The organism is Rhizobium leguminosarum bv. trifolii WSM2297 (genome assembly GCF_000271845.1).
In genome coordinates, this window is the sequence record NZ_JH719395.1 from 605729 (window position 1) to 630189 (window position 24461).

The window sequence follows — 24461 nt, forward strand, 5'->3', positions numbered from 1 at the left end:
CCTTGGATCAGGTTGCAGCCACAGGCGCCGAGTGCCCCTGGCGCGACAATTGCTTTACGGACAGGTGCATCCAGATCATCGAGATCGCGACGATCGCGAAGAGCAGCAGGAAGCAGCTGGACCAAAGGCCGGTCATGTCCTTGAGGAGGCCGAAAGCGATCGGCAGGATGAAACCGCCGAGACCGCCCATCATGCCGACGATGCCGCCGACGGCGCCGACGCTTTCGGGATAGTAGGCTGGAATGTGCTTGTAGACGGCAGCCTTGCCGAGGCTCATGAAGAAGCCGAGCACGAAGATGACGGCGATGAAGATCACCGGTGTGATGGTCGCAGACGGCAACGACAGGATGAGGGTGGCCACGGCCGACACGGCAAACATCGCATACATGACGCTGCGTGCACCCTTCTTGTCCGACAGCACGCCGCCGAAGGCCCGGAAGATGCTGCCCGGGATGGAGTAGGCGGCCGCGACCATGCCGGCAGTTTCCAGGTTGAAGCCGTAGACGCCGACCAGATAACGCGGCAGCCACAAGGACAGGGCGACGAAGCCGCCGAAGGCGAAGAAATAGTAGAGCGAGAAGCGCCAGACCTGAACGTTCTGCAGCGGCGCGAATTCCTGAGCGAGGCTCTTGGAGGCGGTGCCACGCTCACGGCGAAGGCGGAAGGCCGGATCATCAGTGGTGGTGAACCAGAAGACGATCGCCATCAGCGCCAGACAGACGGCCCAGATCTCGGCAACCGCCTGCCAGCCCCAGGCGAGCAGCACGAAGGGAGCGGCGAATTTGGTCACGGCCGCGCCGACATTGCCGGCGCCGAAGATGCCGAGCGCCGTTCCCTGCTTTTCCGCCGGGAAGAAAGGCGAGACATAGGCGACGCCGACCGCGAAGGAGCCGCCGGCAAGCCCGACGCCGAGGCCGGCGATCAGCATCTGCGTATAGGTGTGGGCGTAGGAGAGCAGGAAAGTCGCCACTGCGGCGGCAAGCATCGTCAGCGTGTAAACGAGACGGCCGCCGTAACGCCCCGTCCAGATACCGAGGACGATGCGCACGAGCGAGCCAGTGAGGACCGGGGTGCCGATCAGCAGTCCGAACTCTGCCTCGTTGAGGTCGAGCTCCTGCTTGATGCGGATGCCGATGATCGCAAAGATCGTCCAGACGGCGAAACAGAGGGTAAAGGCGACCGTGGAGATCCACAGTGCTTTGGCGGGTTCGCCGGCGGACATGGGCTGCGTTTTCTCGATGACAGACATGGCTTCTCCGTGGCGCGTCAAGGTCGCGCCGATCCATCGCTGGGGGTGAAAAACAAAAAGCCGCTGGTCAGGACGCGCATGCACGAGGTGCGCGAAATATCCTGATCAGCGGCTTTGCTGGTGGCGCCCGCCGTTGGACGCCGAATTCGTGGTCTTCTGGAGCGCCTATTGCGCCTTCATACTGCGCGGATCGCCATTGATCTGTGCATCAATAGCCCTGCAAACTGCGTGCCAGTTTTGTGTCGTCGCATTAAGTATTTGAACAGAAATGGAGTTTTCAAGATAACGCTGTCTGCACGTTTTTGCGGCTGCCAAGAAACCTGCAAATCTTTTGTGCGTTGCGGTGATCGCGGGCGTGGAACTTGCTGGCGTTTTGTGCAGGCCGGCATGATCAGGTCTCATCGCTATGGGAAGCGAAGGGCAGGGCGCTTTTGACGGCAAAGCTCGCGACATAGTCCGGCAGTGCCGTCGGATCGAAGACGTGGCCGTCCATGAAGCGGTCGCCGTCGGTATTGCCCTCGATGCGGATATCCGCATCGTCTGGTGCGTTGTCGTCACCCAGAGCAGCGCGATAGAGATCCGGGCGGTAAGCAGATGCTGCGGCCCTTGCCATGTTAAGGCTGATCTCGGCCTGTCCCCAGCGGATCATCTGGCTGTAGATCCAAAGCGCATGGCTTGGCCGGGGATAATTGGCGAAGCCGGAATGGAACATGAAATAGTCGGCGATGATGCGGCGGTTGCCCTTTGCGTCGAGGCTGAATTCGCCAGCGAGCACACGGCGAATGATTTCGACGGGGGCAGCGATATAGCGCGGGTCGGCAAGAGCTGCCCCCAGCGCATCGTGATTTTCCGGCCGGTCGCACCACTGGGCTGCCGCGTCGAGCGCCACGATCAGCCGGGAAACGGTTTCCGGATGGCTTTCCGCCCAGTCCGGCCGCATGCCGATCACCTTTTCAGGTGCCGACGGCCAGATATCGTGTTTGGCGGCGACGATGCGGCCGAGACCGCGCTCCGAAGCGACCATGTTCCACGGCGCGCCGACGCAGAAGCCGTCGATCGCACCGGCTGCCAGCGCATCCGAAGTCATTGGCGGCGGCACGACCACGAGCTTGACATCCTTGTCGGGATCGATGCCGCCGGCTGCCAGCCAGTAGCGGAATTCGTAATTGTGCGAGGAGAAAGGATAGGTGACCCCGAAGGTCGGCAGCGGCTCGCCGCGGGCCTTCATTGCCGCCAAGGTTTTTGCGAGGGCGCGGGCATTGTCGAGCGCGCTTGCCGTTTCCGGCAATCCCACGTCATTCCGCATCCTATCGAAGAGCCGCGTCGACAGCGTGATCGCGTTGCCGCCGCGCCCCAGCGAAAATGGCGTGATCGTCGGCGAGGGATTGGAGCCAAGACCGAGCATGGAGGCGACGGGCATCGGCGACAGCATGTGGGCGATGTCGAACTGGCGGAATGCCAGGCGGTCGCGCACATTCGCCCAGGAGACGTCCCTGACGAGATCGAGTGTCAGGCCTTCCCTCCGCGCGAAGCCGAATTCCGCCGCCGCAATCAGCACCGATGCATCGACGAGCGGAATGAAGCCGGCCCGCAGCACTTTCGGCCCTTCATTGTTGACGCGTGCGGGCGAGGGCAGCCCGCCGCTGGAACTGGCGGTGTTCGTCATCATATCCACTCCGGTTTCCTCCGGACAATCGCCAGGGCGGCCATTACATCAAAAGTCCCGCTGCGGTGACAACGCTCTGGGCGATTTCCGACATCTTCTTCTTTTCGTTCATCGCCGTCTGGCGCAGCAGGGCGAAGGCCTCTTCCTCGGACAGGCCGCGCATCTTCATCAATATGCCCTTGGCGCGCTCGATGAGCTTGCGTTCCTCCAGCGCGGAGCGGGCATCGGCAAGCTCCCGCCGCAGCCGGCTGAAGGCATTGAAGCGGCTGACGGCCGTGTCGAGGATCGGTTTGACGCGTTCCTTCTTCAATCCGTCGACGATATAGGCCGAGACGCCGGCATCGACGGCAGCCTCGATCGAAGCCGTGTCGGAGCGGTCGACGAACATGGCGATCGGCCGGCTGACCGTGCGCGTCAGCTGGAACAAATGCTCCATCATGTCGCGGTTGGGGTTCTCGATATCGATGATGATGACGTCGGGCATCAAGGTTTCGATGGTCCGCGCGATGCCGTTGACCTCATGCACCACGGTGACGCGCGCATGCCCTGCCTCGCGCAGCCCCTCTTCAATGATGGAGGCGCGAATGGCATTTTCGTCGATCACCAGAATCGTCAGATCGAGATGCTTCATGGTTATATTCATGACGCACCGCAGCAATTTTAGCAAGGTTTGCGCCTCAAAAATGTGCAGAAACTGACAGGCCTAAAAAATAATCATTTGCCGCAGTTTCAGGCTTCTCCCAACGAGGCGACTGGCGTCGGCAGCGCATTTTCGAGCCCGTTGGTGCTTGAGGAAGCGCTCGGTTTCGGCGAAAAGGCGTGACGCTTTCGACCTCCATCTTTTTGAGGTCGGCAGCGCCAGATCCTCGGGCAGAAGGCAGATTTATTGGCCACCAGCGAATTTCATCCGATCGAGCGGGCCAGGGATAACGGAGTCGCGGCGCGAGCGCTGCGGGCGATCGAGGCGGTGCTCGGCGTTGCCGCAGCGCTCGTGCTCGCCGTGCTGCTCTTCATGGTGCTCGTGACCGTTTGCCTGCGCTATTTCTTCGGCACCGGCTTCATCGGCGCCGAGGATCTCGGCATCTGGCTGCATGTGGCGCTGATCGCCCTCGGTGCGCCGCTCAGCCTCAACAGCGCGCTTGCGATGCGCCTCGACGTTTTCGTCAGGATGCTGCCGGAAAACCTGCAGAAGGTGACGCGAATCGGCGCCGATGTCTTTACCGTGCTTTCGGCGTTGATCCTCGCCTTCGGCGGCAGCGAGATCATGACGATGCTCGGCGGCATCTCGCCGACGCTCGGTCTGGCGGAATGGATCCGCTTCGGCTTTCTCGGAGCCGGCGGCGCGCTGATCCTCATCGTGCTGTTTCTGCAGCGCATCGCCGAAGGCAAGGTTCTTGCGATTGCTCTTTCGCTGACCCTCGGCGTCGCGCTCTATGCCGGCATCCCATATATCTCGCTTGATCTCGACTGGCCGCCGAGCATTTTCCTTGGGCTGATCGCGGCGTTGGGCCTCGTGCTCGCCGCACCGCTGCCGCATGCCTTTCTTGCTGCTGCCTATGTTGCCATCGCCTTCGGTAGCAGTCTGCCGGAGCCGGCGATCGTTTCCTCCACCGTCACCGGCATCTCCAAGTTCCTGCTGCTTGCCATTCCCTTCTTCCTGCTCGCCGGCGGTCTGCTGACGGTGTCCGGCGTCGCCAATCAGCTCGTGCGCTTCGCCGCAGCTGTGGTCGGTCATCGCCGGGCCGGCTTGGCGCAGACGACGCTTTTGACCAGCGTCCTCTTTTCTGGGGCCTCCGGCTCCTCGGTCGCCAATGCCGCCTTCGGCGCCTCGACCTTCCAGCCCGAACTGGTCAAACACGGCTATCCCCCGGCGCAGGCGGCAGCAATCATCGCCGCGACATCGGTTCTCGACAATATCATCCCGCCGTCGATCGCCTTTCTCATCCTTGCCTCGGCGACCAATCTTTCCGTCGGCGCGCTGCTGGTCGGCGGTTTCTTTGCCGGCGGGCTGATGGCCCTATGCCTGGCAGTCGCCATCCATCTGACCGTGTGCGAGCAGGCGCCCCTGCCGCGCGCAACCGCGAGACAGCGCTGGCAATCGGCGGTCCAGGCAATCCCGGCCTTCGGGCTCGGCGTCATCGTCGTCGTCGGCATCCGCATCGGCATCGTCACCACGACAGAGGCGGCAGCGCTCGCCGCTTTTTACACGCTGCTGCTCGGCATCGGCGCCCGTCTCGGCATCCTTTCGCTCTATACCGCCTTCCGCCAGGCAGCGGTCGAGGCGGCGGCGATCGGCCTGCTGATCGGCGCGGCCGGCCCCTTCGCCTTCCTCCTCGCCGTCGATGACGTGTCCGGGCTGATCTCGCATCTGACGACGGCGCTCGGCGGCAGCGCGCTTGCCGTCATTCTTTTGTCCAACGTTATTCTGCTCGCCGTCGGTCTCGTTCTCGACATCGGCGCCGCGATCCTGCTCTTCGGTCCGATCCTGCTGCCGGCAGCGGTTGCCGCCGGTATCGATCCCATCCAGTTCGGCGTGATTATCGTCGTCAACCTGATGATCCACGGACTGACGCCGCCGCTCGGCATGCTGATCTTCGTCGTCAGCGGCGTCACCCGCATCCCCGCCTCAGAGCTCTTCCGGGCTGTCGTTCCCTATCTGCTCGCCCTTCTGGTCTCGCTCGCAATCCTCTGCGCCTGGGCCATCATTTTCTAACGAACAGGACAATCCCATGGACAATTTCAACCGACGCAATTTCCTGCAGACCGCAGCGCTCGCTGGTGCGGCACTGGCAGCCCCCGTCTTCGTGCGTGAGGCCGCCGCCCGTACGACGACGATCACGATCGCCTCGCTGCTTGGTGACGACAAGCCGGAAACGAAGATCTGGACGAAAATCGGCGAACTTGTGGAAGCCAAGCTTCCTGGCCAGTTCAAGTTCAACATCGTCAGGAACGGCGCGCTGGGCGGCGAGAAGGAGGTGGCCGAGGGCGTGCGGCTCGGCTCGATCCAGGCCAGCCTCTCGACGGTCTCGTCGCTTTCCGGCTGGGCGCCCGAACTGCAGATCCTCGATCTGCCCTTCCTCTTCCGAGATGCCGACCATGTGCGCCGGACCGTCGGCGGTGACGTCGGCTCCGATCTCAAGCAGAAACTGCAGGCGCAGAATTTCGTCGTCGGCGATTTCATCAATTACGGCGCCCGTCATCTCCTGACCAAGGAACCGGTGACGCGGCCGGAGCAGCTCAGGGGCAAGCGCATCCGTGTCATCCAGAGCCCGCTGCACACCAAGCTGTGGAGCGCATTCGGCACGACGCCGATTGGCATTCCGATCACCGAGACCTACAATGCGCTCGCAACCGGCGTTGCCGACGCGATGGACCTGACCAAATCGGCCTATGCCGGCTTCAAACTATATGAGGTCGTGCCCGATATGACCGAGACCGGCCACATCTGGGCATCTGGCGTCATCTATTATGCCTCGACCTTCTGGGCCGGCCTGAATGACGAGCAGAAGGCAGCGTTCCAGCAGGCTTCCAGCGACGGGGCTGCCTACTTCAACCAGCTGATCGTCGACGACGAAGTGAAGTCCGTCGAGACGGCGCTTGGCCATGGCGGAAAGCTCTTGAAGCCGGAAGCCTTCGAGGAATGGCAGAAGGGCGCGCGGGGCGTCTGGGCTGATTTCGCGCCGGTTGTCGGCGGCATCGACAGGATCAAAACCGTTCAGGCGGCGTGACGCGGGGGAGGGTGGCGGCCCTGCTGTTTTTGAAAGGGTTGATGGAAACATCGCCCTTTCATCGCGTGGGTGCGTCGGCAAAAAAATAATGCCGCTGCAGGCCTGAAATCGAAAGAGCATGCCTTCGGTTATCGTGCTATATCGGCTACTGAAAATCCTGGGATGGGACGTTTTTTCCTTCGGCCGGCGCGATCCTGACGACCGCAATCCAGCGACCGCTTCCGGCGGACGGACCCCATGGCCGCGATTTGAGACGAACAAGATTTAACACAAGGCTTTGGAGGGCCGACCATGAGCTTACGCATCAACGATATTGCCCCCGATTTTACCGCCGACACCACGCAGGGACCGATCAGCTTCCATGACTGGATCGGCAACGGCTGGGCGGTGCTGTTCTCGCATCCGAAGAATTTCACGCCTGTCTGCACGACCGAGCTCGGCGCCATGGCCAGCCTGGCGGGGGACTTTTCCAAGCGTGGCGCCAAGATCATCGGCATCTCCGTCGATCCTGTGGAAAGCCATGCCAAGTGGAAGAACGACATCAAGACCGCCACCGGCTTCGACGTCGAATATCCGCTGATCGGCGACAAGGACCTCAAGGTCGCCAAGCTCTACGACATGCTGCCGGCCGGTGCCGGCGAGAGCTCGGAAGGCCGCACGCCCGCCGACAACGCCACGGTGCGTTCGGTTTTCATCATCGGTCCCGATAAGAAGATCAAGCTGATCCTCACCTATCCGATGACGACGGGCCGGAATTTCAACGAGATCCTGCGCGCCATCGATTCCATCCAGCTGACCGCCAAGCATCAGGTGGCGACACCGGCAAACTGGAGCCAGGGAGAGGACGTCATCATCACCGCCGCGGTTTCCAACGAAGACGCGATCACGCGTTTCGGCTCCTTCGATACGGTTCTGCCCTATCTCCGCAAGACTAAGCAGCCGACGGCCTGATCGCTGGTTTCAAGCCCGTTTCCGAAGCCGCCGCGGCCCATTGGCCCGGCGGCTTTTTTCGTGCAGTCTTTTCTTGAAGAATGTCGCTCCGCTGCGCCGTGCTTTTGCGCAATTCCGGACGCAAACAGCCGCGCACTTTTGCAAGAATTGCTTAGGCTCAATCCCGAACGGGAAGGGCGCGCTGGTTGTAGAGGATCTTGCGGATGCGCGCCTGTTCCTCTTCGGAGAGCTTGCTGTTGTCGGTGCTCAGATCGGCTCCGACCGCAAGGCCGCGCTGAACGCCGGGCCTTTCGCCGACCTCCTCGAACCATCGCTTGAAATGCTTGAACTCGTTGATGTCCTGACCCTGTGCCTGCCAGTTGACAGTCCAGGGATAGCTGACGATGTCGGCGATGGTGAATTCGTCACCGGCAAGATAGCGCCGGTCGCGAAGCCGCATGTTGAGAACACCGTAAAGGCGGTTGGCTTCGTCGGTGAAGCGCCGCACCGCATAGGTCTGGTCGCCTTCGCGATCGCCAAGGCGACGGAAGTGACCGGCTTCGCCGAGTTTCGGCCCCTGGTTGGCCATCTGCCAGATCACCCATTGCGTGACCTCGTATTTGCCGCGCAGATCCTGCGGCCAGAATCTTCCGATCTTCTCGGCGAGGTAGAAGAGGATCGCGCCGGATTCGAACACGCTCAAGGGACCGCCGCCATCGGCAGGCTCGTGATCGACGATGGCAGGCATGCGGTGATTGGGGTTGAGCTGTAGATAATCGGGTTTGAACTGGTCGCCCCGCCCGATATTGACCGGCACCAGCCGATAGGGCGTGCCGGTCTCCTCCAGGAAGATCGAAACCTTCTTGCCGTTCGGTGTTGGCCAGTAATGGAGATCAATCATCTGCGTATCCTCGTTTGCTCGATTTTCTAGTAAACAGGATGACGCTACGACCATGGCAGGTCGAATATGTTTGTTCCAAAATCGTTGGCGAAATTAGAATCCTATGACCCGTCCGTGCCAGCAACTCAGCTGCAGATATGGAAATTGGGAAGCGTCGTGCCTCGATCGATGATATCTAGAATTCAGCGTCGTGATGGAAGTTCAAACCTCATGAGATCCGATGACACGCCGAAAACGTCAGTCCGACATTGGGAAGAGATCGGCCAAGGCCATGCTTTCGCTCTGTCTTCTGTTATCCCAAGCGGACACTATGATGGCCCAGCCGGAAGGAAGCGCTGGGGCGCCGGCCTGTCTCTACTCAGGTCCTTCGGCGTCAGCTTCGGGTGAGACGCTGTGCATCCGGAAAGATAGTTTCAACCGCGACCTTTGCGTCGCGATCGAGCATTTCGCCAGCGCCAATCAATTGCCGCCGAATTATTTCGCCCGTCTCATCTGGCGCGAAAGCACCTTTCGCCCCGATGCGGTCAGCTTTAAGGGAGCGCAGGGGATTGCGCAGTTCATGCCCGGAACGGCGAAGCTGCGCGGCCTCGAAGACAGCTATCAGGTGCTGGAAGCGCTCAGGAAATCGGCGCAGTATCTGGACGAATTGCGCAATCGTTTCGGCAATCTCGGCCTTGCTGCCGCCGCCTATAATGCCGGTGAAAACGGCCTTGCGTCTTACCTAACGTCAGGAAGATTGCCTTACGAGACGCGCGGCTATGTGATGGCGATCACCGCCCATACCGTCGAGGAGTGGAAGGATAATCCGCCGGAAGAGGCGGCTGCCCCGCTCGACAAGGACAAGCCCTTTCTCGATGGCTGTGTGGCGCTTGCCGAAAGGCGGACATTGAAGGAAGCCCCTTGGCGTCCGGAGGGTGACTGGGCGCCCTGGGGCGTCCAGCTGGCCGCCAACGCGAATGTCGCCGTGGCCCGGCGCATGTTTCTCGATGCAGTGGAGAATCTGCCAGCACCTCTGAATGCGGAGCAGCCGCTGATCCTGCGCCAGCGTGATCGCAGCTTCGGCTTTCGCCCGCGTTATGCCGCCCGTATCGGCCGGCAGACACGCATGGAAGCCGACAATCTCTGCAGCCAGATCCGCAAGCACGGCGGCACCTGCCTTGTCTTCAGGAACAGGTAGGGGCGCGCTCCGGCCGGCCCTGATCACGAAAAGTCTGCTTGCCGGATCGCGGGACGGCGCAGCATAGTCGACGCGGAGCATCTCAAAGGGAGGAACGACAATGCGGGTTTTGGTCATCGGGGCAACGGGCCATGTCGGCACCTATCTCGTTCCCCGTCTGGTGGAGGCAGGTCACGACGTCGTTACGATCAGTCGCGGCACGGCAAAGCCTTATACGGCAAACCAGGCATGGGGTTCCGTCGATCAGCGGCATATGGATCGGGCTGAGATGGAGCGGACGGGTGATTTCGGCCCGGCCGTGCGGGCATTGAAAGCCGACATCGTCATCGATATGATTTGCTTCACGCTGGAGAGTGCCGAGCACCTGGTGACCTCCCTATCCGGGCATGTCGGTCATTTCCTGCACACCGGCACGATCTGGACGCATGGCTACTCCACGGCGGTGCCGACACGTGAAGAAGCGCCGAAGTCTCCCTTCGGTGACTATGGTATCCAGAAGGCCGCGATCGAAACCTATCTGATGCAGCAGGCACGACTTCGCGGATTTCCGGCAGCCATCATCCATCCCGGCCATATTGTCGGCCCCGGATGGGCGCCGCTGAATCCGGCCGGCAATTTCAACCTGCAGGTCTTTTCGACCCTTGCCCGCGGAGACGCCCTGGCTCTGCCCAATTTCGGCATGGAGACGGTCCATCACGTCCATGCCGATGACGTGGCGGCGATGTTCATGGATGCGATTGCCAACTGGAATGCGTCGATCGGCGAAAGTTTCCACGCGGTTTCGGAGCAGGCGCTGACGCTTCGTGGATATGCCGAAGCGATGTCGCACTGGTTCGGGCAGGAGCCGAAGCTCACCTTCGCCCCATTCGACGCCTGGGCCGAAAGCCAGACGGCCGAAGACGCCCAGGCGACATGGGAGCATATCGCCCGCAGCCCGAATTGCTCAATCGACAAAGCCCGACGCCTGCTCGATTACACACCGAGATACACCTCGCTGCAGGCGGTGCAGGAGGCTGTGGGTTGGCTGGTCGGGCAGGGGCGGATCGAGATCTGATCCGCCATCCCCGCTGGCGGCTAACGGATCAGGATTGCCCTGAAATCATTGACGTTGGTACCGGTCGGGCCGGTTTCGAAGAGATCGCCGCTGGCCGCAAAGCCCGAGTAGCTGTCATTGCCGTCGAGCAGCCGGCGCGGATCGAGCCCGGCGGCGCGCAGGCGCTTGACCGTGCCGCCATCGGCAAATGCGCCGGCATTATCCTCCGAGCCGTCGATGCCGTCCGTGTCGGCGGCAAGGAGATGAATGCCCTCCTGTCCGTCGATCGCAAGCGCCATGGCGAGCGCGAATTCGCCGTTGCGGCCGCCCTTGCCGCCCTTGGCTCGGAGCGTCACCGTCGTCTCGCCGCCGGAGAGGATGACCACCGGCTTCGAAAATGGCCTGTTCCGGCCGAGCACTTCGCGGGCGATTGCCGCATGCACCTGCGCCACGTCGCGCGATTCTCCCTCGATCGCATCCGAAAGAATGGCGGGCTCGATCCCCTGCGATTTCGCCAGGACGGCCGCCGCCTCCAGCGACACGCCGGCCGACGCGATGACGTGATGCTCGTGGCGGAAAAAGACCGGATCGTCCGGCCGCGGCGCATCGGCCTTCGGCGAATTCAGATGGTCGAGGGCTGCCTGCGGTAGCTGCAATCCATATTGCTTGACGATGTCAAGCGCATCGTGCCGCGTGGAACGGTCAGGCACTGTCGGCCCGGAGGCGACATGGGCGGGATTGTCGCCGGGAATGTCGGAGACGATCAGGCTGACGACCCTGGCCCTGGTTGCTGCCGCAAGTCTGCCGCCTTTGATGGTCGAGAGATGTTTGCGCACGACGTTCATCGCCGAGATCGGCGCGCCCGAGGCCAGCAGCATTTCGTTGAGGGCAATCTCGTCTTCGAGGGTGAGGCCCGCCGGCGGCGCCGGCAGCAGCGCCGAGCCGCCGCCGCAGATCAGCGCGATCACCAGATCGTCTTCCGTCAGTCCGTTCACCGTCTCCATCAGCCGTCTTGCCGCGGCAAGTCCTGCAGCATCCGGAACCGGGTGAGCGGCCTCGATGATCTCGATGTCGCGTGTCTCGCAGCCATAGCCGTAACGTGTGACCACCAGACCCTCGAGCGGTCCGTCCCAGACGCTTTCGAGCGCGCGTGCTATCTGTGCCGCGCCCTTGCCGGCGCCGATCACCACGGTTCTTCCCTTCGGCCTGTCAGGCAGGTTCGCCTTGATGCCGGTCAGCGGGTCGGCGGCGCGGACCGCCGCGTCGAACAGGCTTTTCAGGAAATCGCGGGGAGCGGTTATGGTCATTGGTGGTCTCTGCTGCTTGGAGTGGCGATCGTGATGCCGACTGTCGACGCATCCCCGTGCCGGCGTCAAGGTCGAAGGTGAGGCGGAGTGACGGCTATGGCTGCAAATTCTCCTTCGTGGAAAGAACGGATGCGAAGGATAGAAAGCATTAACCATAGTCCCGTAGACAACGAACAGGATCAAAGGAACCAGTGTTCGATGGCTACTGAAATGACCTGCCGCCCCGCCGCTCTCAGTGAAGGCGTGGTGATTGCTTTTCCCTCCGGAACCGGAACCGCCAATATCGAGCGCTGCGCCCGTGAACTCGGCCGCCGACATGGCGCTGATGCGATAGAATTCTGGAGAGCAGAATGCCGCAGGATTGCCGATCAGCTCCTAGCCGCCGGGATGCCGGAGAGCGATGTCGGCGAGCGGGTGCTGCAGTTTCAGCAGGATGTCCAGATCGAACTCGTCCTCAACCATCAAAACGGGCCGCTGCCCAAGTCCCAAAACCGATAGCACAATGTGGCTGGGGCGGCCGGCGGCTGAAGCCACGTAGACCGCCCTCTTAGGCTATTTACCGCAGCAGCCCGGCGGATCGCAGGGCATCTTCGATGACCTTCTGAATGCCGCCGCGGTCGCTGCCGGTGGCGAATGGAGGCGCGGGGTTTTCCGGTTGCGCGGCAGAGGGTTCTACCTTGCGCCGCTTTTCAAACGAGGGAACCAGACCCCAGGACCTGGCGATTTCGACGGTCGAGGAAATTCCGACGTCAAGCATGAAGGGGCCGCTTGCCCCGTAACCGGTGCCGAGATCGAGCGGTGTGCCGTGATCCATTCCGGCAATCGTATAGAGCTCGATCACCTCGGCCCCATGAGCATCGGTCCACACCCTTCGCTGATGTCGTCCGATTTTTTCCACGCGCGACGGCGATGCGGCGACGCCGTGGATGTTTCTCCATTGCTCCACGATCGCATTCGCATTGGAGGGCACCACTGTTCTGTCCGCACTTCCCTGCCAGAGCGACAATGTCGGCCATGGGCCCTTATGTCCTGAAGCCCTTCTCAAGCGCAGCTCGAGTTCTATGGCGGTCGGGCCGCCATGACCGCGCATTCGGTCGAACGCCTCGGGAATGGTCGCGGCGCTGGCGTAAGGGAGGCCTGCAATGATCGCGCCGCCGGCGAAAACTTCCGGGTAACTGGCAAGCATGGCGGCAGTCATGGCGCCACCGGCCGAAAGCCCGGTCACGAAAACGCGCCGGCTGTCGATACTGTGTTCCGCAACGACCTTTGCGATCATCTGGCGAATGGAAAAGACCTCGCCGTGATCCCGGCGGATATCCTCGGGGTTAAACCAGTTGAAGCAGAGGTTTGGATTGTTTGCCCTCCGCTGTTCGGGAAACAGCAGCGCGAAGCCATAGTCTTCGGCCAACTGCGACCAGCCCGATCCGATATCATAGCCGGCGGCAGTCTGGGTGCAGCCGTGCAGAACGACGACCAGGGCCAAGTTTTTCCCGCGTTTCGCAGGCAGATAGGTATAGCCGCCCAAAGCGCCAGGGTTTGCGCCAAATGCGTCCAGCGCGACGAGATCGGAGTTGTCCTGAGTGGCGCGGGGGCGAAGCGTTGCTCGCAACGCAGCAAGGCGTGCGAGCGTGTCTGACATAGGTCTCATGAAAGTCTCCGCCAATCAGCTGCCGGGATGGCGGTGATGCTTAACTAAACGTATCAGCCGGGGAAAAGTTGCTGCGCTGCACAATATTTTCTGAGGTGGCCTGCGTTCCGGCTGCCCAGGCGATCCGATTAATGAGCGCGCCGGCTAAGTTATTCAGATAACTTATTTTCTTTTTGCAGGCGAGCGGAACATAGCCGCGGGGATGGGGTTATCAGCGGCAATCTTCCCAATGAAGATGTGAACGCGAGGAACCCCAATGAAAAAGATTCTACTGACAACGGCCGTATTCCTGACGGCAGCTTCTATTTCGCTCGCCCAGAGCCAGACGCCGAAGACAACCCAGGAAACGCCGGCCGTGGCGACGCCTGATACCACCAATCCGGGTGCGCCTGTCCCAGGCAAGAACAGCTTCACCGAAGACCAAGCCAAGTCGCGGCTTGAGGATGCGGGCTACAGCGCCGTCACCGGTCTCAAGCTTGACGATCAGGGTGTCTGGCGTGCGTCCGCGACGAAGGACGCCAAGCAGGTGCAGGTAGCGCTCGACTACCAGGGCAACATCGTCGCCAAGTGACTTGCCGACCCTTTCCCCAAACATCGAAGGATAAAAATCATGAAAACTGTAACAGGACTGTTCGACAACTACCAAGCTGCAAAGTCGGCCGTTAGTGAACTCGAGGCTGCCGGCATTCCATCGAAGGAAATCAGCATCGTTTCGAATACCGGCGATGGCCGCACCGTCGAGGAGCAGGGCAGCAATGCTGCTGAAGGCGCCGGCACCGGCGCCGGGATCGGCGCTCTCGCAGGCGGAGCCGGCGGTCTGCTCACCGGTCTCGGCATGATTGCCATTCCAGGTGTCGGCCCCGTCGTCGCCGCCGGATGGCTGGTCGCAACGCTGGCCGGAGCAACTGCCGGTGCAGTCGTCGGAGGGGCCGCAGGCGGCATGGTTGGCGCTCTCGTCAAATCGGGTGTGCCCGAAGAAGATGCCCATGTCTACGCCGAGGGTGTCCGCCGCGGCGGCTCGCTGGTAACGGCACGGGTCGAGGATGATAAGGCAATGGCAGCCAGGGCGATTCTCGATCGTTCCGAGAGCGTCAACATCGCCGATCGGCGTGCATCCTATGCCAAAGGCGGCTGGGAGCGCTTTGACGATACGCTCGATCCCTATACGCCGGCCGAGGTCGATGCCGAACGCGGGCGCTATTCGACCGGCCCGCGTATCTGATTTCTAGGAACATCTCAAAGCCGGCCGATCAGGCCGGCTTTTCCATGACGGCGCCTCGCTGTGAAAGCTGCCGTTCGGTGGCCGCGCGCGGGCACGACAAAGACCGCTCCGTCCAATGTGATTGACCTCGGTGGCGCGAGGAACTTCGGCCGGGAAATGGAGTTGATGTTGGCGATCGACAGCATTGATGCTGCGACCCAGTGAGGCTTTTCAGATGTCGAACAAACCCAGCTTCTTCTCTTCCTTTGCAACCCTCGTCGCCGATTTTTCGGGAAAGCCGTTCACTTTTGTCGCGGCTCTGGCGCTCGTGCTTGGCTGGGCGGTTTCCGGCCCCTTTTTCGGCTATTCTGAAACCTGGCAGTTGGTGATCAACACAACCACCACCATCATCACCTTCCTGATGGTCTTTGTGTTGCAGAACAGCCAGAACCGCGACGGGAAGGCTGTGCAGGCCAAGCTTGACGAACTCATCCTGACGAGTCAGGCCGCCAACAAGTTTGTCGGCATCGAAAAGCTGGAAGAGGGCGAACTCAGAGAAATGAGCAAGACGCTTGCCGCGCAAGCCGAATGCGTCGAGGAAAAAGCGGATCAGAAATCTGCCGCGGAGGCAGCGTCCCCCTGACGCATATCGCCTCGATGCGACGCCTTTCAGTTCATTGTCTCTGAGATCTGGTCATGGTGTTGCTGGCGCATTTCCTCAATGGCCTCGGCCTCTTTCTTCTCGGCCGCAATCCAGTGATTTCCGGCCTGGCTGGATCGGATCAGTTCGTCGAGCTTGGTTTGCAGCGCCATCATGTCCCGGTTTTGGGCGTGTTGCACCAGCAGCAAAATGAAAAATACGATGAGTGTCCCCACCATGTTGGTCAGCAGAAACCATTGCCGTGGGTAAGAAAAGTGCAGACCGATGGCCGCCCACAAGACCGCGAAGATGATGAGCGTCACAGGCACCGCGCGATGCCCTGCCCACAAGACGGCCAAGTCGGAAATCTGTCGAAAACGCCAGCGCATACGGCTCTCCACAGCGCACAACACAGAAGATGGAGCAGATCGCAGCCGTTTCCATCACTCTCGTTCAATAAAATGCTCGCTGCGAACAGCCTCAAACCCGCGTTTCCGCGGGTTTGTATGGCGACGGGCCAGGCCATTTTTCATGGCGACAGGACGATCAATTCAGTTTGACCGACGGTTCCCGGCCCCAGACCCGCAGTTTGCCGAGCGCTTTGAGGAAGGCTGCGACGTCCCCAGCCGCGCCAAGCGCAATCACGCCTTCATCCGCTGAAGCGGCAATTCCAGCCTTCTGCATGAGTGGCAGCGCTGTTTCCACATAGCCGATGAACTTGCAGTGCACGAAGGCATCCGACACGAAATCATGGGCCGCTGCCTCCTTCAGCAGATCGCTGCTTCCCTCGGACGAGGGCAGGAGCGCGACGGCGTCGTAGAGCACCGAAGGTCCGCCATCGATCATCTGATGCGCCTCGATCCAATTGCCGTCCGAAAGCGTCACGCCGCCGATCTTTGGCGCGATCACTTCGAATGTTGCCTTTTGTTCGGTAATCTCGGCAAGCAGCGCCTTGAAGATGCCGGCGTCGCTGCCATCGGTGACAAGAATACCGAGCTTGCGTCCTTCGAACCGCTTGGGACCACGCTCGATAATGCTGAGCGCTGGCGACGGCTCGAGATCCTGGCGTGTCGGCATGGCGGCATCGGCAGGCTTCGGCATCGATTTGAAGCCGAGTGCGTGGCCGACCTTACTGGCCAAAGTCTCATCGATGTTTAACAGATGCGAGACCATTCGCTCGCGAATGACAGGTGTCTCGACCTTGCTGAGTTCGAAGATCAGCGCTGCTGCTATATGGCGTTGCTCCGGCGGAGTCTGGCTGATGAAGAACTGCCTGGCCTGGCTGTAATGATCGGCAAAGCTCTCCGGCCGCAACCGGACCTTGCCACCCTGCTCTTCGGCCGGGAAGTGACGATAGCCCTGAACTGGGGATTCCCGTGGTCCCTGGTTCCAGGAGTTTGGCTGGTAATTCACGCGGCCGACTGGATTGCGCATCGCCATGTGGCCATCCTGCTGGAAATTGTGGAAGGGACATTTCGGAGCGTTGATCGGCAGATGCGTGAAATTCGGGCCGCCCAGACGTTTCAGTTGCGTGTCGAGATAGGAGAAGTTCCGTCCCTGCAGAAGCGGGTCGTTGCTGAAATCGATGCCGGGCGGAACATTCTGCGTCATGAAGGCGACCTGCTCGGTCTCGGCGAAAAAGTTTTCGGGCATTCGGTTGAGCACCAGCCTGCCGACCGGTTTGACCGGAAGGATCTCTTCCGGAATGATCTTGGTCGGATCGAGGATGTCGAAATCGAACGTGTCGGCGAAGTCCTGATCGAAAAGCTGGACACAAAGTTCCCATTCCGGGAAGTTGCCTGACTGGATCGACTGCCAGAGGTCGCGGCGATGGAAATCCGGATCCGCGCCGTTGATCTTGACCGCCTCGTTCCAGGCGACGGATTGCAGGCCGAGTTTCGGTTTCCAGTGGAATTTGACGAAGGTCGATTCATCGGCCGCGTTGACGAAGCGGAAGGTGTGAACGCCAAACCCCTCCATGAAACGGAAGGAGCGCGGGATGGCGCGGTCCGACATGACCCACATGATCATATGCATGCTTTCCGGGGTGAGGGAGATGAAGTCCCAGAAATTGTCATGCGCCGACTGCGCCTGCGGAAATTGCCTGTCGGGCTCCGGTTTTACGGAATGAATGACGTCGGGAAATTTGATCGCGTCCTGAATGAAGAAAACGGGAATATTATTGCCGACCAGATCCCAATTACCCTGCTGCGTGTAGATCTTCACCGCGAAGCCGCGCACGTCGCGCGCCAGATCGAAGGACCCCTTGCTGCCGGCGACTGTCGAAAACCGCACGAAGGCCGGTGTCTTTTCGCCGGGCCGCTGGAAAAGATCGGCCCGGGTATAGGCAGCCAGCGATTCATATGTTTCGAAATAGCCATGGGCGCCATAGCCGCGCGCATGCACCACCCGCTCGGGGATGCGCTCATGGTCGAAATGAAAGATCTTTTCGCGGAAATGGAAATCATCGATGAGGGCGGGGCCGCGGGCACCGAGACGAAGCGTATTCTGATCGTCGGAAACAGGGCCGCCCTGTGCTGTGGTCAGCACCGGCATGCCGTCTTCGGCAAACTGATGCAGCTCACCGCCTGCACCCCGGTGCAGTTTCTGATCATGAATCGTCGCGTCGTCCGAGGGCGAGGTCTTCGTCTTCTGGGCCATTTATTTTCTCCGAAAGGGTGTGATCTAACCGAAGCTCAAAAGTGGCGACATGTTCCGCTCGCGGCAAAATAAACACCAACGTCGCGACGGCCTGCGCGCGAAAATGACTGCACCTGGACTCACGAAAATGGGGCGCGGGGCCTTTCGACCGCGCGCCCCCATTTTTCGACGGTTGTTAAGGCCGGCGCGTAACGAGAAGATCCTCCTCCTCGTCGCGTTGCGATCCGCCAAACGCTGCTGCCGCAGAGGCGATGAAAGCCCCGATCAAAAGCGACAAGGAGCCGAGCAGGGCCGTGGTGGAGGCGGCCTTGCGTGCTTCGTCGGCAGCTTTCTGGGTGGCGACCTTGGCATCGTCGATGCGCTTCAGCACCGTGTCGACGCGAGTGCGCGCATCGGCTTCGGAAAGGCCGGTCCGAGCAGAGACGATGGTCGCAAGATAGGCCTTGTCATCATCGGGAATTTGGCCTTGGGCGGCACCGTTGAGAAGGATGCGGGATACCTCGGATGTTGCCGCGGCATCATTGGATGTCGCCGCCGCGCGTGCCTGATCGGGGCGCAGCAATGCGTCGGTAAAATAAGAGGTGGAGAGATCCACAGGCGAGGTTGCCGACGAAGCCGCTGCTGTACCGGCGGCAGTGGCAGCCGAGCCCACGGCTTGTGCCCCGGCGCCGGCGAGCGAGGTCAGCGACGATGCAAGAAACCCGGCAACGAAGACCGTCGCCAGAGCCCAGCTCAGGAACCCATGCGCCGTGTCACGGAAGAAAACCTCATCCGTGTGCACGGCCGCCCATTTCGTCCGCAGCCGGCCGGTAATATAGCCTCCTAGTGCTGAGGAAAGCCATTGCACGAGAACAAGCCAGATCGCCGCGGCCACGCCGAGTGTGCCGAGCGAACTGCTTTGCCCCGACCAGGGTGAGACCATCGTCAGCCCGAGGCCGGATCCGAGAAGCAGAAGGATCAGGGTTACGCCGATGGCAGCGGCGGCACCCCCGAAGATAGGCCCCCATGTCATAGCCGATTTGGAGGATTCGACCGGCGTGGCAATCTCTCCGGAACCTGTCATTGAAACCGACATGATCTGTTCCTATCGCATAAACAGAGCAAGAAGGATGATAATAGGCAGTGGAACACCGAGCAGCCAAAGTAGAATACCGCGACCCATGAGAGACCTCCTGTCAGGGTTGACGTTACGTTGTTGATGCCACTCAACTTTTTACTGCGCCGATTGTTCCCGGCCGGCTCCGGGTGGGCAGGAAGAATTTCCCAACGCCCTCCGGTTCGCGTGTAAGTCAATCTCGCGGCAGCTTACCAAGCAACAGCAGATTGCAGGGCCGGTTGCCGCATTCGCGGCATTTGAGGCGTCCGGCCAGTCTGGCGAGAGACAGGTCAAGGCCGCAGCGCCGCCCAATGCCCCGCCGCTCGAGAGGTGTTTGGTGACGGCAGGCGCCACAGCGGGCATGGATGACGAACCATTGCGGCAAGGTCGCCAGCGTCTGCTTTTCGACTTCGACGGCAAAGCCCTCAGGGGGCGCGAGTTCGATACTGCGGCGATGTTTCATGTCCGTTCGACAGTCGGCCGCGATCCCGCTGTTGTGCTCCGGCTTGTCATCCCTTCTGTGAGGGCAAGCTGAAGTCGCAAGTGACGGCAATCCAGCAGCAACGTCGTTATGGCGGCACGGACGTTGCCATCGTGATAGGCGACAACTGCGTCGACTTCTTCCTTCAGCGCTTCTTCTGCCAGTTTCTCGGGGATTTGCGGACGCACGGCCTCGATCTCTTTCAGAGTTATCAGATGCAAGGTTTCAGTTGGCGGCGGTTTTGCCGATGTTCTTATTATGTTCCGAGTGGTGCCCGAGTCAAGGGCGGGAAATATTCCGCGTTCGGCGCTGTCGCCCGCCAAAGGAGAGTACATATATGTTCCCACGCGGGTGCTCCGGAGAGAGATGAATCGCGGGAAAATTTCTCCTGCCATTTCCTGGGGGGAGGGAGCACCGATCGTTTTGGTCACAGCCTGAATTGGAGAAGTATCGATGAACGGATTACGGGCATTTCTAGCAGTCGGAGTCATCACGCTTGCCGCCATTGCCTCGGCCTGCTCGACCGCGCCGAATTCATACGGTTCGGCATCGGGATATCAGCCCGGAGATTCGATGAACCCGGCCTGTGCGGATGGGTTTCGCCCCGGCGACGGCCGTTCGTGCAGCTACTAAGCGTGGTCGGCTGCTGAGGCTTTCAACCGCGGCGCCATACCGAGAGCCATGGCTGATGCTATCTGGTTTCTGTGGCGTATGTTCGTGGAAGGGGCTGGTGCCGCGCCCTAGTGATCAAGACAGAACGGCCACGTGATCTCGTGGCAGCGACGTGACGTCAATCTGCCGCCCGACCCCATTCTAAAGTTAATGGCGGTCGCGTCCTGCGGCAGTCTGTATACCATCAAACCGGCAACGCAAAGATGGCCGATCAGAACGGCAATTGTCCGCGACACAAGAACATGCGGCCGGGAAACCGCCGCCGCTGTCTGTCGGGTATCTCGCCAGTCCCAGCAGCGCGCCGGCCGCTCTTCCTTCAAGCACGCAGCCGTTCATCGGAGGTTAATGCTTATTAACCCAGAATCGCAGCCTGAAAGGATGCGCCGATGAAGATGCTTTTTTCCTCACTTGCAGCCATGGTCTTGTCTGCATCTTTCGCCCTGCCGCTAAGCGCCACGCCGATCGTCGTGCCGAAAGCGGTAGCAATGCACGCCGCCGACGTCGAGCAGGTCAAGGACCGTCGCCACGGTAATGGGCATGCGTATGGCCACTGGAAGAAGAGCCGCTACGCTTACCGCGACTGCCGGTACTACGGCTCGTGCTACCGTCCGCGGTATTACGGCAGTCGCGACTATTACGGCTATCGCGACGATTACCCCTATCGTCGTCGGTCAGGTGTGACCGTGTATTTCGATTTTTAGTCGGCAGTGCCCCGGCCCCTTGAAGCCGTCGGCCTGACCTCACCACGCCACCCGTCGAGCTACCAACTCGGCGGGCGTTTTGTTTCCGGCGCCTGAACAAAGAAAAAGGTCGGGGCGAATGCTCGCGCCGACCCTTCTTTGATTGCATCCGCACGGTGCCAGTACATCCGTGGTCACCAGCAAAAGCTATCCGGTAGATTGAATTTATGCGCCCCGTGAATTTTCGCAAGGATTAGGGAGTGCTGATTTAGGGCTAGGCGAGGGGCGCCAGCCTCTTTGTTCCAATGAACGCGTGAGCGTAAATCCCGGCTGTCAGGCACGTCGCTGTCCTGAACCCGCCTGGGGGCCGTATCGAGCGCATTGACAACCGATGCCCGCCGCCATTGCACGGAACCGAGCATACGGCTCGTGCCCACGCAGCGCTGGCGGATCCATGGAACGTTATCCAGAGGGTGCCAAAAAATGAGGAGGCAATGGGGGTAAGCAACTGCCTGCTTCGGACTTCTCAACGAAACAGGCAATTAACTTGAAAAATGGCTCCCCGGGCCGGATTCGAACCGGCGACCTGTCGATTAACAGTCGAATGCTCTACCGCTGAGCTACCAGGGATCACTGCTTGGCGCGGTGTGAGTGGGCTAATACAAATGCTTTCCCGATTTGCCAAGCGGTTTTTTCAAAAAAATGAAATGAACTTGTATTTGGGATGCCCGCGCCCATCTCTGGGGAATGACGAATGGGAATGATAACGGCGAGGCGAGGGGCGGCGAAAAGTCCGGGAAGCGGGCAAAGCGCTTCGGCATCGATCATGCGAGCGGCAGGCTTATGCTCGGCTCCTTCAGCATCGGCTTGCCGCGCTCGCCCATCGCGCGGATGGGGATCGGTGTCGCCCTCATTCTTTGTGGGTTTCTGGGCTTCCTGCCGATCCTGGGCTTCTGGATGCTGCCGCTCGGCTTCCTCGTGCTTTCGCACGATCTGCCTGTCGCACGCCGGCTTCGGCGGCGGCTGGCGGTCTGGTGGCACAGGCGGCGGAAACCGGCCGAATGACGACCGCCCCGGAGGGGCATGGAACGGCAGAGCGCTTTTCGCATTCGTGGTTTATGGAAGTAAAACGTCGAAAAAGCGTCACAATGGGCCAAGGTCAGAAAATGAAGGCTTTTGTTGTTATCGCCCTGTCTGCGGCGACGATTTTCTCCGGCGTTCCCGCCGAGGCCCAAGTCGACAGCCGGGGATTTGACGCGCGCGGCATTTGCCGTCGTCCCGAAGGCTGCGTGGTCGACCACGGCCAGGGCGGCAGCTACAACGGGCCTCGCAACTATCGCAATTTCAACGGCCGGAACGAGCGTGATGGCAGCAACGACCGCGGCCGGGACGATCGCCGCTTTCGCAATCAGAACAGAAGCGACAATTTCGAGGCTGCACCCAGCCGCATCGCCGCCCTGTGATTGAGCCGGGTTCAGTCTAATTCGATCTGAGTTCGCTTTCCTCGAAAGTGCCGCCGTGGTCCGGATCAAGGCTGGTGGCCAACAACAGGCTGCAGGCGGCAAGGATGAGGACGAGCTTCATCGCGTAGGACACGGAAACCGCATATCTGCGGCCCGGTGATACGCGGGAGGGCGCTATATAATAGTTGTAATAGAAGTGCGGATCGCTCGTTTCCAGCAGGTTCTGGTAGACGTGCGGCGGAATGTCCGCATGTTTGACCGTCGGAGAACCCGGGAATTTTACATGAAGATCCCGGCTCTCAGCATCGTATGCGGCACGCACGTGCTTCGATTTGAGGGCAGCCCAATCCATTGCAGCTCCTATCACCCTCCCGGTGGCAATATGAGGCCCGCGGAGCGATCGTCAAGCTAACGATTTGTTTCAAATGCGATCAGTGGCGGGAAGCGGCATCGCTACGGTCATGGAAATTCCAGCCTGTGCCGTGCCGGCCGGGCACGGGAAAATGGTCTTTTCGGCAACCGCGGAATGGCGTTTTTCCGAAATGCCCTCTTGCGATTTCCTTACGATCATTCTAAACGCTCGCCACGGCTCAGATAACGAGCGCGTGAGGCCTCGTGGCGGAGTGGTGACGCAGAGGACTGCAAATCCTTGTACCCCGGTTCAATTCCGGGCGAGGCCTCCAACATCTTCCCACATGACATAATTTTGCTGAAATGCACCCAAGCGGCGGCGGCGCATTGGCGCTGAGGCGCAGTGCAACCAGCGCCGCGTACATGCCCTGACGTCCGCCAACATGATATTGCCGCAGACTCTATGCGGAGACTATCTTGAGCGCGCTTTCGGCGCCTTTATCACTTCAAGGTCGTTTCGCCGTCCAGCAGCCCGCAGCAGAAGATCCCGATGAGTGCTGCAACGATGAAGAAGTCGAACAGCGTCAAATGGTCGAAAATCGCAGACATGGCCTGCTCCTCCTATTTCCTCCGCTGAAGATCATAGCATGAAGGGGCAGGGGATTCCACGTTGCGTCGCAGCGCCTCATTGCCTGTGTGGCGCGGAAGAAGCGCCTGTCGGATTCTTTTCGCCGGCGGCTGCCAAGCCTTGAAAGCATCGGTGGCGGGGATTAAGAGACGAGGGACAGGAACCGCTTTCAAGAGCGAGAGGACATGATGGATTTCGAAGCAGCGCGCGCAAAGATGGTCGACACCCAGGTTCGCACGACGGACGTTACCTCGCATTCCGTGCTGACGGCGCTTCTGACGGTGCCGCGTGAGGCATTCGTGCCCGAGAAGGCGAAGCTGTTGGCCTACATCGACAACGATGTCGAGATATCGGCCGCCGCACCGGGAAAGCCGGCCCGCTTCCTGATGGAGGCATCGCCGCTCGCCAAGCTGCTGCAGCTGGCTGCGATCACCAAGGATGATTTCGTCCTCGAAGTCGGCTGCGGCACCGGTTACACATCGGCGCTGCTGTCGATCATTGCCGGCTCCGTCATCGCGCTCGAATGCGACGAGGCGCTGGCCGCCGAAGCGAAGACGCAGCTCGCCGGCTATGCTAAGGTCGAGGTCGTCACCGGACCGCTCGAAAAGGGTTACGCAGCCGGCGCTCCCTATGATCTGATTTTCGTCAATGGCGCAGTCGAGGAGGTTCCGGCAGCTCTTCTCGGTCAATTGCGTGATGGCGGCCGTCTGATCACGGTCGAAGGTTACGGCAATGCCGCCCGCGCCAAGATGTTCGTCGCCGAGCGCGGCGCCGTTTCGGAAAACGTCTTCTTCAACGCTTCGGTCAAGCCGCTGCCTGGCTTTGCCAAGGTCCGCGAATTCGTTTTCTAAGACCGATTTTTGATCGATGTATCCAGCAACGGGCGCCATAGCGCCCGTTTTTTTATCGGGGCCGCGTGAGAGCCTTCACAAATGTGATTTATCGTGCC

The 24461-nt window shown here is 60.7% G+C and carries 26 protein-coding genes and 2 tRNA genes; 15 read left to right on the top strand and 13 right to left on the bottom strand.

What is annotated here, in order from left to right; genetic code table 11:
- Positions 1-7 precede the first annotated feature (7 nt).
- From RLEG4DRAFT_RS18195 to RLEG4DRAFT_RS18205, 3 genes are all read right to left on the bottom strand, one after another.
- Complete coding sequence (locus tag RLEG4DRAFT_RS18195; protein WP_003578820.1) at positions 8-1249, bottom strand: MFS transporter; 1242 nt, start codon at positions 1247-1249, stop codon at positions 8-10.
- Positions 1250-1640: 391 nt separating this feature from the next.
- Complete coding sequence (locus tag RLEG4DRAFT_RS18200; RefSeq protein WP_171898221.1) at positions 1641-2924, bottom strand: CmpA/NrtA family ABC transporter substrate-binding protein; 1284 nt, start codon at positions 2922-2924, stop codon at positions 1641-1643.
- A 34-nt stretch (positions 2925-2958) separates the two neighbouring features.
- A complete protein-coding gene (locus RLEG4DRAFT_RS18205) occupies positions 2959-3546 on the bottom strand; it encodes an ANTAR domain-containing response regulator (RefSeq protein ID WP_037093838.1) in 588 nt (195 codons plus the stop codon).
- Between the two features lie 255 nt (positions 3547-3801).
- On the opposite strand from RLEG4DRAFT_RS18205, the gene RLEG4DRAFT_RS18210 reads away from it, so the two are divergent.
- The 3 genes from RLEG4DRAFT_RS18210 to RLEG4DRAFT_RS18220 all read left to right on the top strand — a co-directional run bounded on the left by RLEG4DRAFT_RS18210 (position 3802) and on the right by RLEG4DRAFT_RS18220 (position 7594).
- Positions 3802-5628: a TRAP transporter large permease subunit gene (locus tag RLEG4DRAFT_RS18210; protein WP_003578826.1), complete on the top strand. Its 1827-nt coding sequence runs from the start codon at positions 3802-3804 to the stop codon at positions 5626-5628.
- Positions 5629-5644: 16 nt separating this feature from the next.
- Positions 5645-6643: a TRAP transporter substrate-binding protein gene (locus tag RLEG4DRAFT_RS18215; protein WP_003578828.1), complete on the top strand. Its 999-nt coding sequence runs from the start codon at positions 5645-5647 to the stop codon at positions 6641-6643.
- A gap of 291 nt (positions 6644-6934) precedes the next feature.
- On the top strand, positions 6935-7594 hold the full coding sequence (locus RLEG4DRAFT_RS18220; protein WP_003578830.1) for a peroxiredoxin: 660 nt from the start codon (positions 6935-6937) through the stop codon (positions 7592-7594).
- Between the two features lie 157 nt (positions 7595-7751).
- Here the strand turns inward: RLEG4DRAFT_RS18220 and RLEG4DRAFT_RS18225 are convergent, their stop codons facing one another.
- Positions 7752-8474: a glutathione binding-like protein gene (locus RLEG4DRAFT_RS18225; RefSeq protein ID WP_003578832.1), complete on the bottom strand. Its 723-nt coding sequence runs from the start codon at positions 8472-8474 to the stop codon at positions 7752-7754.
- Positions 8475-8694: 220 nt separating this feature from the next.
- On the opposite strand from RLEG4DRAFT_RS18225, the gene RLEG4DRAFT_RS18230 reads away from it, so the two are divergent.
- Positions 8695-9651, top strand: a complete 957-nt coding sequence (locus RLEG4DRAFT_RS18230; protein ID WP_003578834.1) for a lytic transglycosylase domain-containing protein — start codon at positions 8695-8697, stop codon at positions 9649-9651.
- A gap of 100 nt (positions 9652-9751) precedes the next feature.
- Positions 9752-10705: an NAD-dependent epimerase/dehydratase family protein gene (locus RLEG4DRAFT_RS18235; RefSeq protein ID WP_003578836.1), complete on the top strand. Its 954-nt coding sequence runs from the start codon at positions 9752-9754 to the stop codon at positions 10703-10705.
- 20 nt (positions 10706-10725) lie between these two features.
- On the opposite strand, the gene RLEG4DRAFT_RS18240 is transcribed toward RLEG4DRAFT_RS18235, so the two are convergent.
- On the bottom strand, positions 10726-11991 hold the full coding sequence (locus tag RLEG4DRAFT_RS18240; protein ID WP_003578839.1) for a glycerate kinase type-2 family protein: 1266 nt from the start codon (positions 11989-11991) through the stop codon (positions 10726-10728).
- 198 nt (positions 11992-12189) lie between these two features.
- Between RLEG4DRAFT_RS18240 and RLEG4DRAFT_RS18245 the strand changes: the two genes are divergently transcribed.
- Complete coding sequence (locus RLEG4DRAFT_RS18245; RefSeq protein ID WP_003578841.1) at positions 12190-12489, top strand: DUF6074 family protein; 300 nt, start codon at positions 12190-12192, stop codon at positions 12487-12489.
- A gap of 58 nt (positions 12490-12547) precedes the next feature.
- On the opposite strand, the gene RLEG4DRAFT_RS18250 is transcribed toward RLEG4DRAFT_RS18245, so the two are convergent.
- Complete coding sequence (locus RLEG4DRAFT_RS18250) at positions 12548-13639, bottom strand: extracellular catalytic domain type 1 short-chain-length polyhydroxyalkanoate depolymerase (protein WP_003578842.1); 1092 nt, start codon at positions 13637-13639, stop codon at positions 12548-12550.
- A gap of 256 nt (positions 13640-13895) precedes the next feature.
- Here RLEG4DRAFT_RS18250 and RLEG4DRAFT_RS18255 point away from each other — a divergent pair, with 256 nt between their 5' ends.
- The 3 genes from RLEG4DRAFT_RS18255 to RLEG4DRAFT_RS18265 all read left to right on the top strand — a co-directional run bounded on the left by RLEG4DRAFT_RS18255 (position 13896) and on the right by RLEG4DRAFT_RS18265 (position 15483).
- Positions 13896-14210 (top strand): PepSY domain-containing protein, encoded by a 315-nt coding sequence (locus RLEG4DRAFT_RS18255; RefSeq protein WP_003578844.1) that lies wholly within the window; start codon positions 13896-13898, stop codon positions 14208-14210.
- Positions 14211-14249: 39 nt separating this feature from the next.
- Entirely contained in the window at positions 14250-14861 is a 612-nt protein-coding gene (locus RLEG4DRAFT_RS18260; RefSeq protein ID WP_003578846.1) for a general stress protein, read from the top strand.
- 214 nt (positions 14862-15075) lie between these two features.
- Positions 15076-15483, top strand: coding sequence for a low affinity iron permease family protein (locus RLEG4DRAFT_RS18265; RefSeq protein WP_003578848.1), 408 nt, complete (start codon positions 15076-15078; stop codon positions 15481-15483).
- Between the two features lie 26 nt (positions 15484-15509).
- Here RLEG4DRAFT_RS18265 and RLEG4DRAFT_RS18270 read toward each other — a convergent pair whose 3' ends face one another.
- The 5 genes from RLEG4DRAFT_RS18270 to RLEG4DRAFT_RS64445 all read right to left on the bottom strand — a co-directional run bounded on the left by RLEG4DRAFT_RS18270 (position 15510) and on the right by RLEG4DRAFT_RS64445 (position 20224).
- Positions 15510-15869 carry a low affinity iron permease family protein gene (locus tag RLEG4DRAFT_RS18270; protein ID WP_003578849.1) on the bottom strand — a complete coding sequence of 120 codons (360 nt, stop codon included), beginning with the start codon at positions 15867-15869 and terminating at the stop codon, positions 15510-15512.
- Positions 15870-16026: 157 nt separating this feature from the next.
- Complete coding sequence (locus RLEG4DRAFT_RS18275; RefSeq protein WP_003578851.1) at positions 16027-18141, bottom strand: catalase; 2115 nt, start codon at positions 18139-18141, stop codon at positions 16027-16029.
- A 175-nt stretch (positions 18142-18316) separates the two neighbouring features.
- Positions 18317-19216 (bottom strand): hypothetical protein, encoded by a 900-nt coding sequence (locus tag RLEG4DRAFT_RS18280; protein ID WP_003578853.1) that lies wholly within the window; start codon positions 19214-19216, stop codon positions 18317-18319.
- Positions 19217-19430: 214 nt separating this feature from the next.
- Positions 19431-19700, bottom strand: coding sequence for a hypothetical protein (locus RLEG4DRAFT_RS18285; RefSeq protein WP_003578855.1), 270 nt, complete (start codon positions 19698-19700; stop codon positions 19431-19433).
- The gene (locus tag RLEG4DRAFT_RS64445) at positions 19697-20224 is read right to left on the bottom strand and encodes a hypothetical protein (RefSeq protein WP_432416832.1); all 528 of its coding nucleotides are present in this window, start codon (positions 20222-20224) and stop codon (positions 19697-19699) included. Before RLEG4DRAFT_RS64445 ends, RLEG4DRAFT_RS18285 begins: the two co-directional genes overlap by 4 nt.
- Between RLEG4DRAFT_RS64445 and RLEG4DRAFT_RS47090 the strand changes: the two genes are divergently transcribed.
- Together RLEG4DRAFT_RS47090 and RLEG4DRAFT_RS38945 are read left to right on the top strand one after the other, a co-directional pair.
- On the top strand, positions 20172-20351 hold the full coding sequence (locus RLEG4DRAFT_RS47090; protein WP_085061912.1) for a hypothetical protein: 180 nt from the start codon (positions 20172-20174) through the stop codon (positions 20349-20351). The two genes, RLEG4DRAFT_RS64445 and RLEG4DRAFT_RS47090, sit on opposite strands and share 53 nt — an antisense overlap.
- Positions 20352-20776: 425 nt before the next feature.
- Complete coding sequence (locus RLEG4DRAFT_RS38945) at positions 20777-21091, top strand: hypothetical protein (RefSeq protein ID WP_003578857.1); 315 nt, start codon at positions 20777-20779, stop codon at positions 21089-21091.
- Between the two features lie 534 nt (positions 21092-21625).
- On the opposite strand, the gene RLEG4DRAFT_RS18295 is transcribed toward RLEG4DRAFT_RS38945, so the two are convergent.
- Positions 21626-21700 (bottom strand) — tRNA-Asn (locus RLEG4DRAFT_RS18295).
- A 117-nt stretch (positions 21701-21817) separates the two neighbouring features.
- On the opposite strand from RLEG4DRAFT_RS18295, the gene RLEG4DRAFT_RS18300 reads away from it, so the two are divergent.
- Both RLEG4DRAFT_RS18300 and RLEG4DRAFT_RS18305 read left to right on the top strand, forming a co-directional pair.
- Positions 21818-22135, top strand: coding sequence for a hypothetical protein (locus RLEG4DRAFT_RS18300; RefSeq protein WP_003578858.1), 318 nt, complete (start codon positions 21818-21820; stop codon positions 22133-22135).
- A 101-nt stretch (positions 22136-22236) separates the two neighbouring features.
- Positions 22237-22533, top strand: coding sequence for a hypothetical protein (locus RLEG4DRAFT_RS18305; RefSeq protein ID WP_003578860.1), 297 nt, complete (start codon positions 22237-22239; stop codon positions 22531-22533).
- 16 nt (positions 22534-22549) lie between these two features.
- Here RLEG4DRAFT_RS18305 and RLEG4DRAFT_RS18310 read toward each other — a convergent pair whose 3' ends face one another.
- Positions 22550-22885 (bottom strand): KTSC domain-containing protein, encoded by a 336-nt coding sequence (locus tag RLEG4DRAFT_RS18310; protein ID WP_003578862.1) that lies wholly within the window; start codon positions 22883-22885, stop codon positions 22550-22552.
- A gap of 257 nt (positions 22886-23142) precedes the next feature.
- Between RLEG4DRAFT_RS18310 and RLEG4DRAFT_RS18315 the strand changes: the two genes are divergently transcribed.
- Both RLEG4DRAFT_RS18315 and RLEG4DRAFT_RS18320 read left to right on the top strand, forming a co-directional pair.
- Positions 23143-23216, top strand: a tRNA-Cys gene (locus RLEG4DRAFT_RS18315).
- A gap of 481 nt (positions 23217-23697) precedes the next feature.
- The gene (locus RLEG4DRAFT_RS18320; protein ID WP_171898222.1) at positions 23698-24363 is read left to right on the top strand and encodes a protein-L-isoaspartate O-methyltransferase family protein; all 666 of its coding nucleotides are present in this window, start codon (positions 23698-23700) and stop codon (positions 24361-24363) included.
- Positions 24364-24461: the final 98 nt, after the last annotated feature.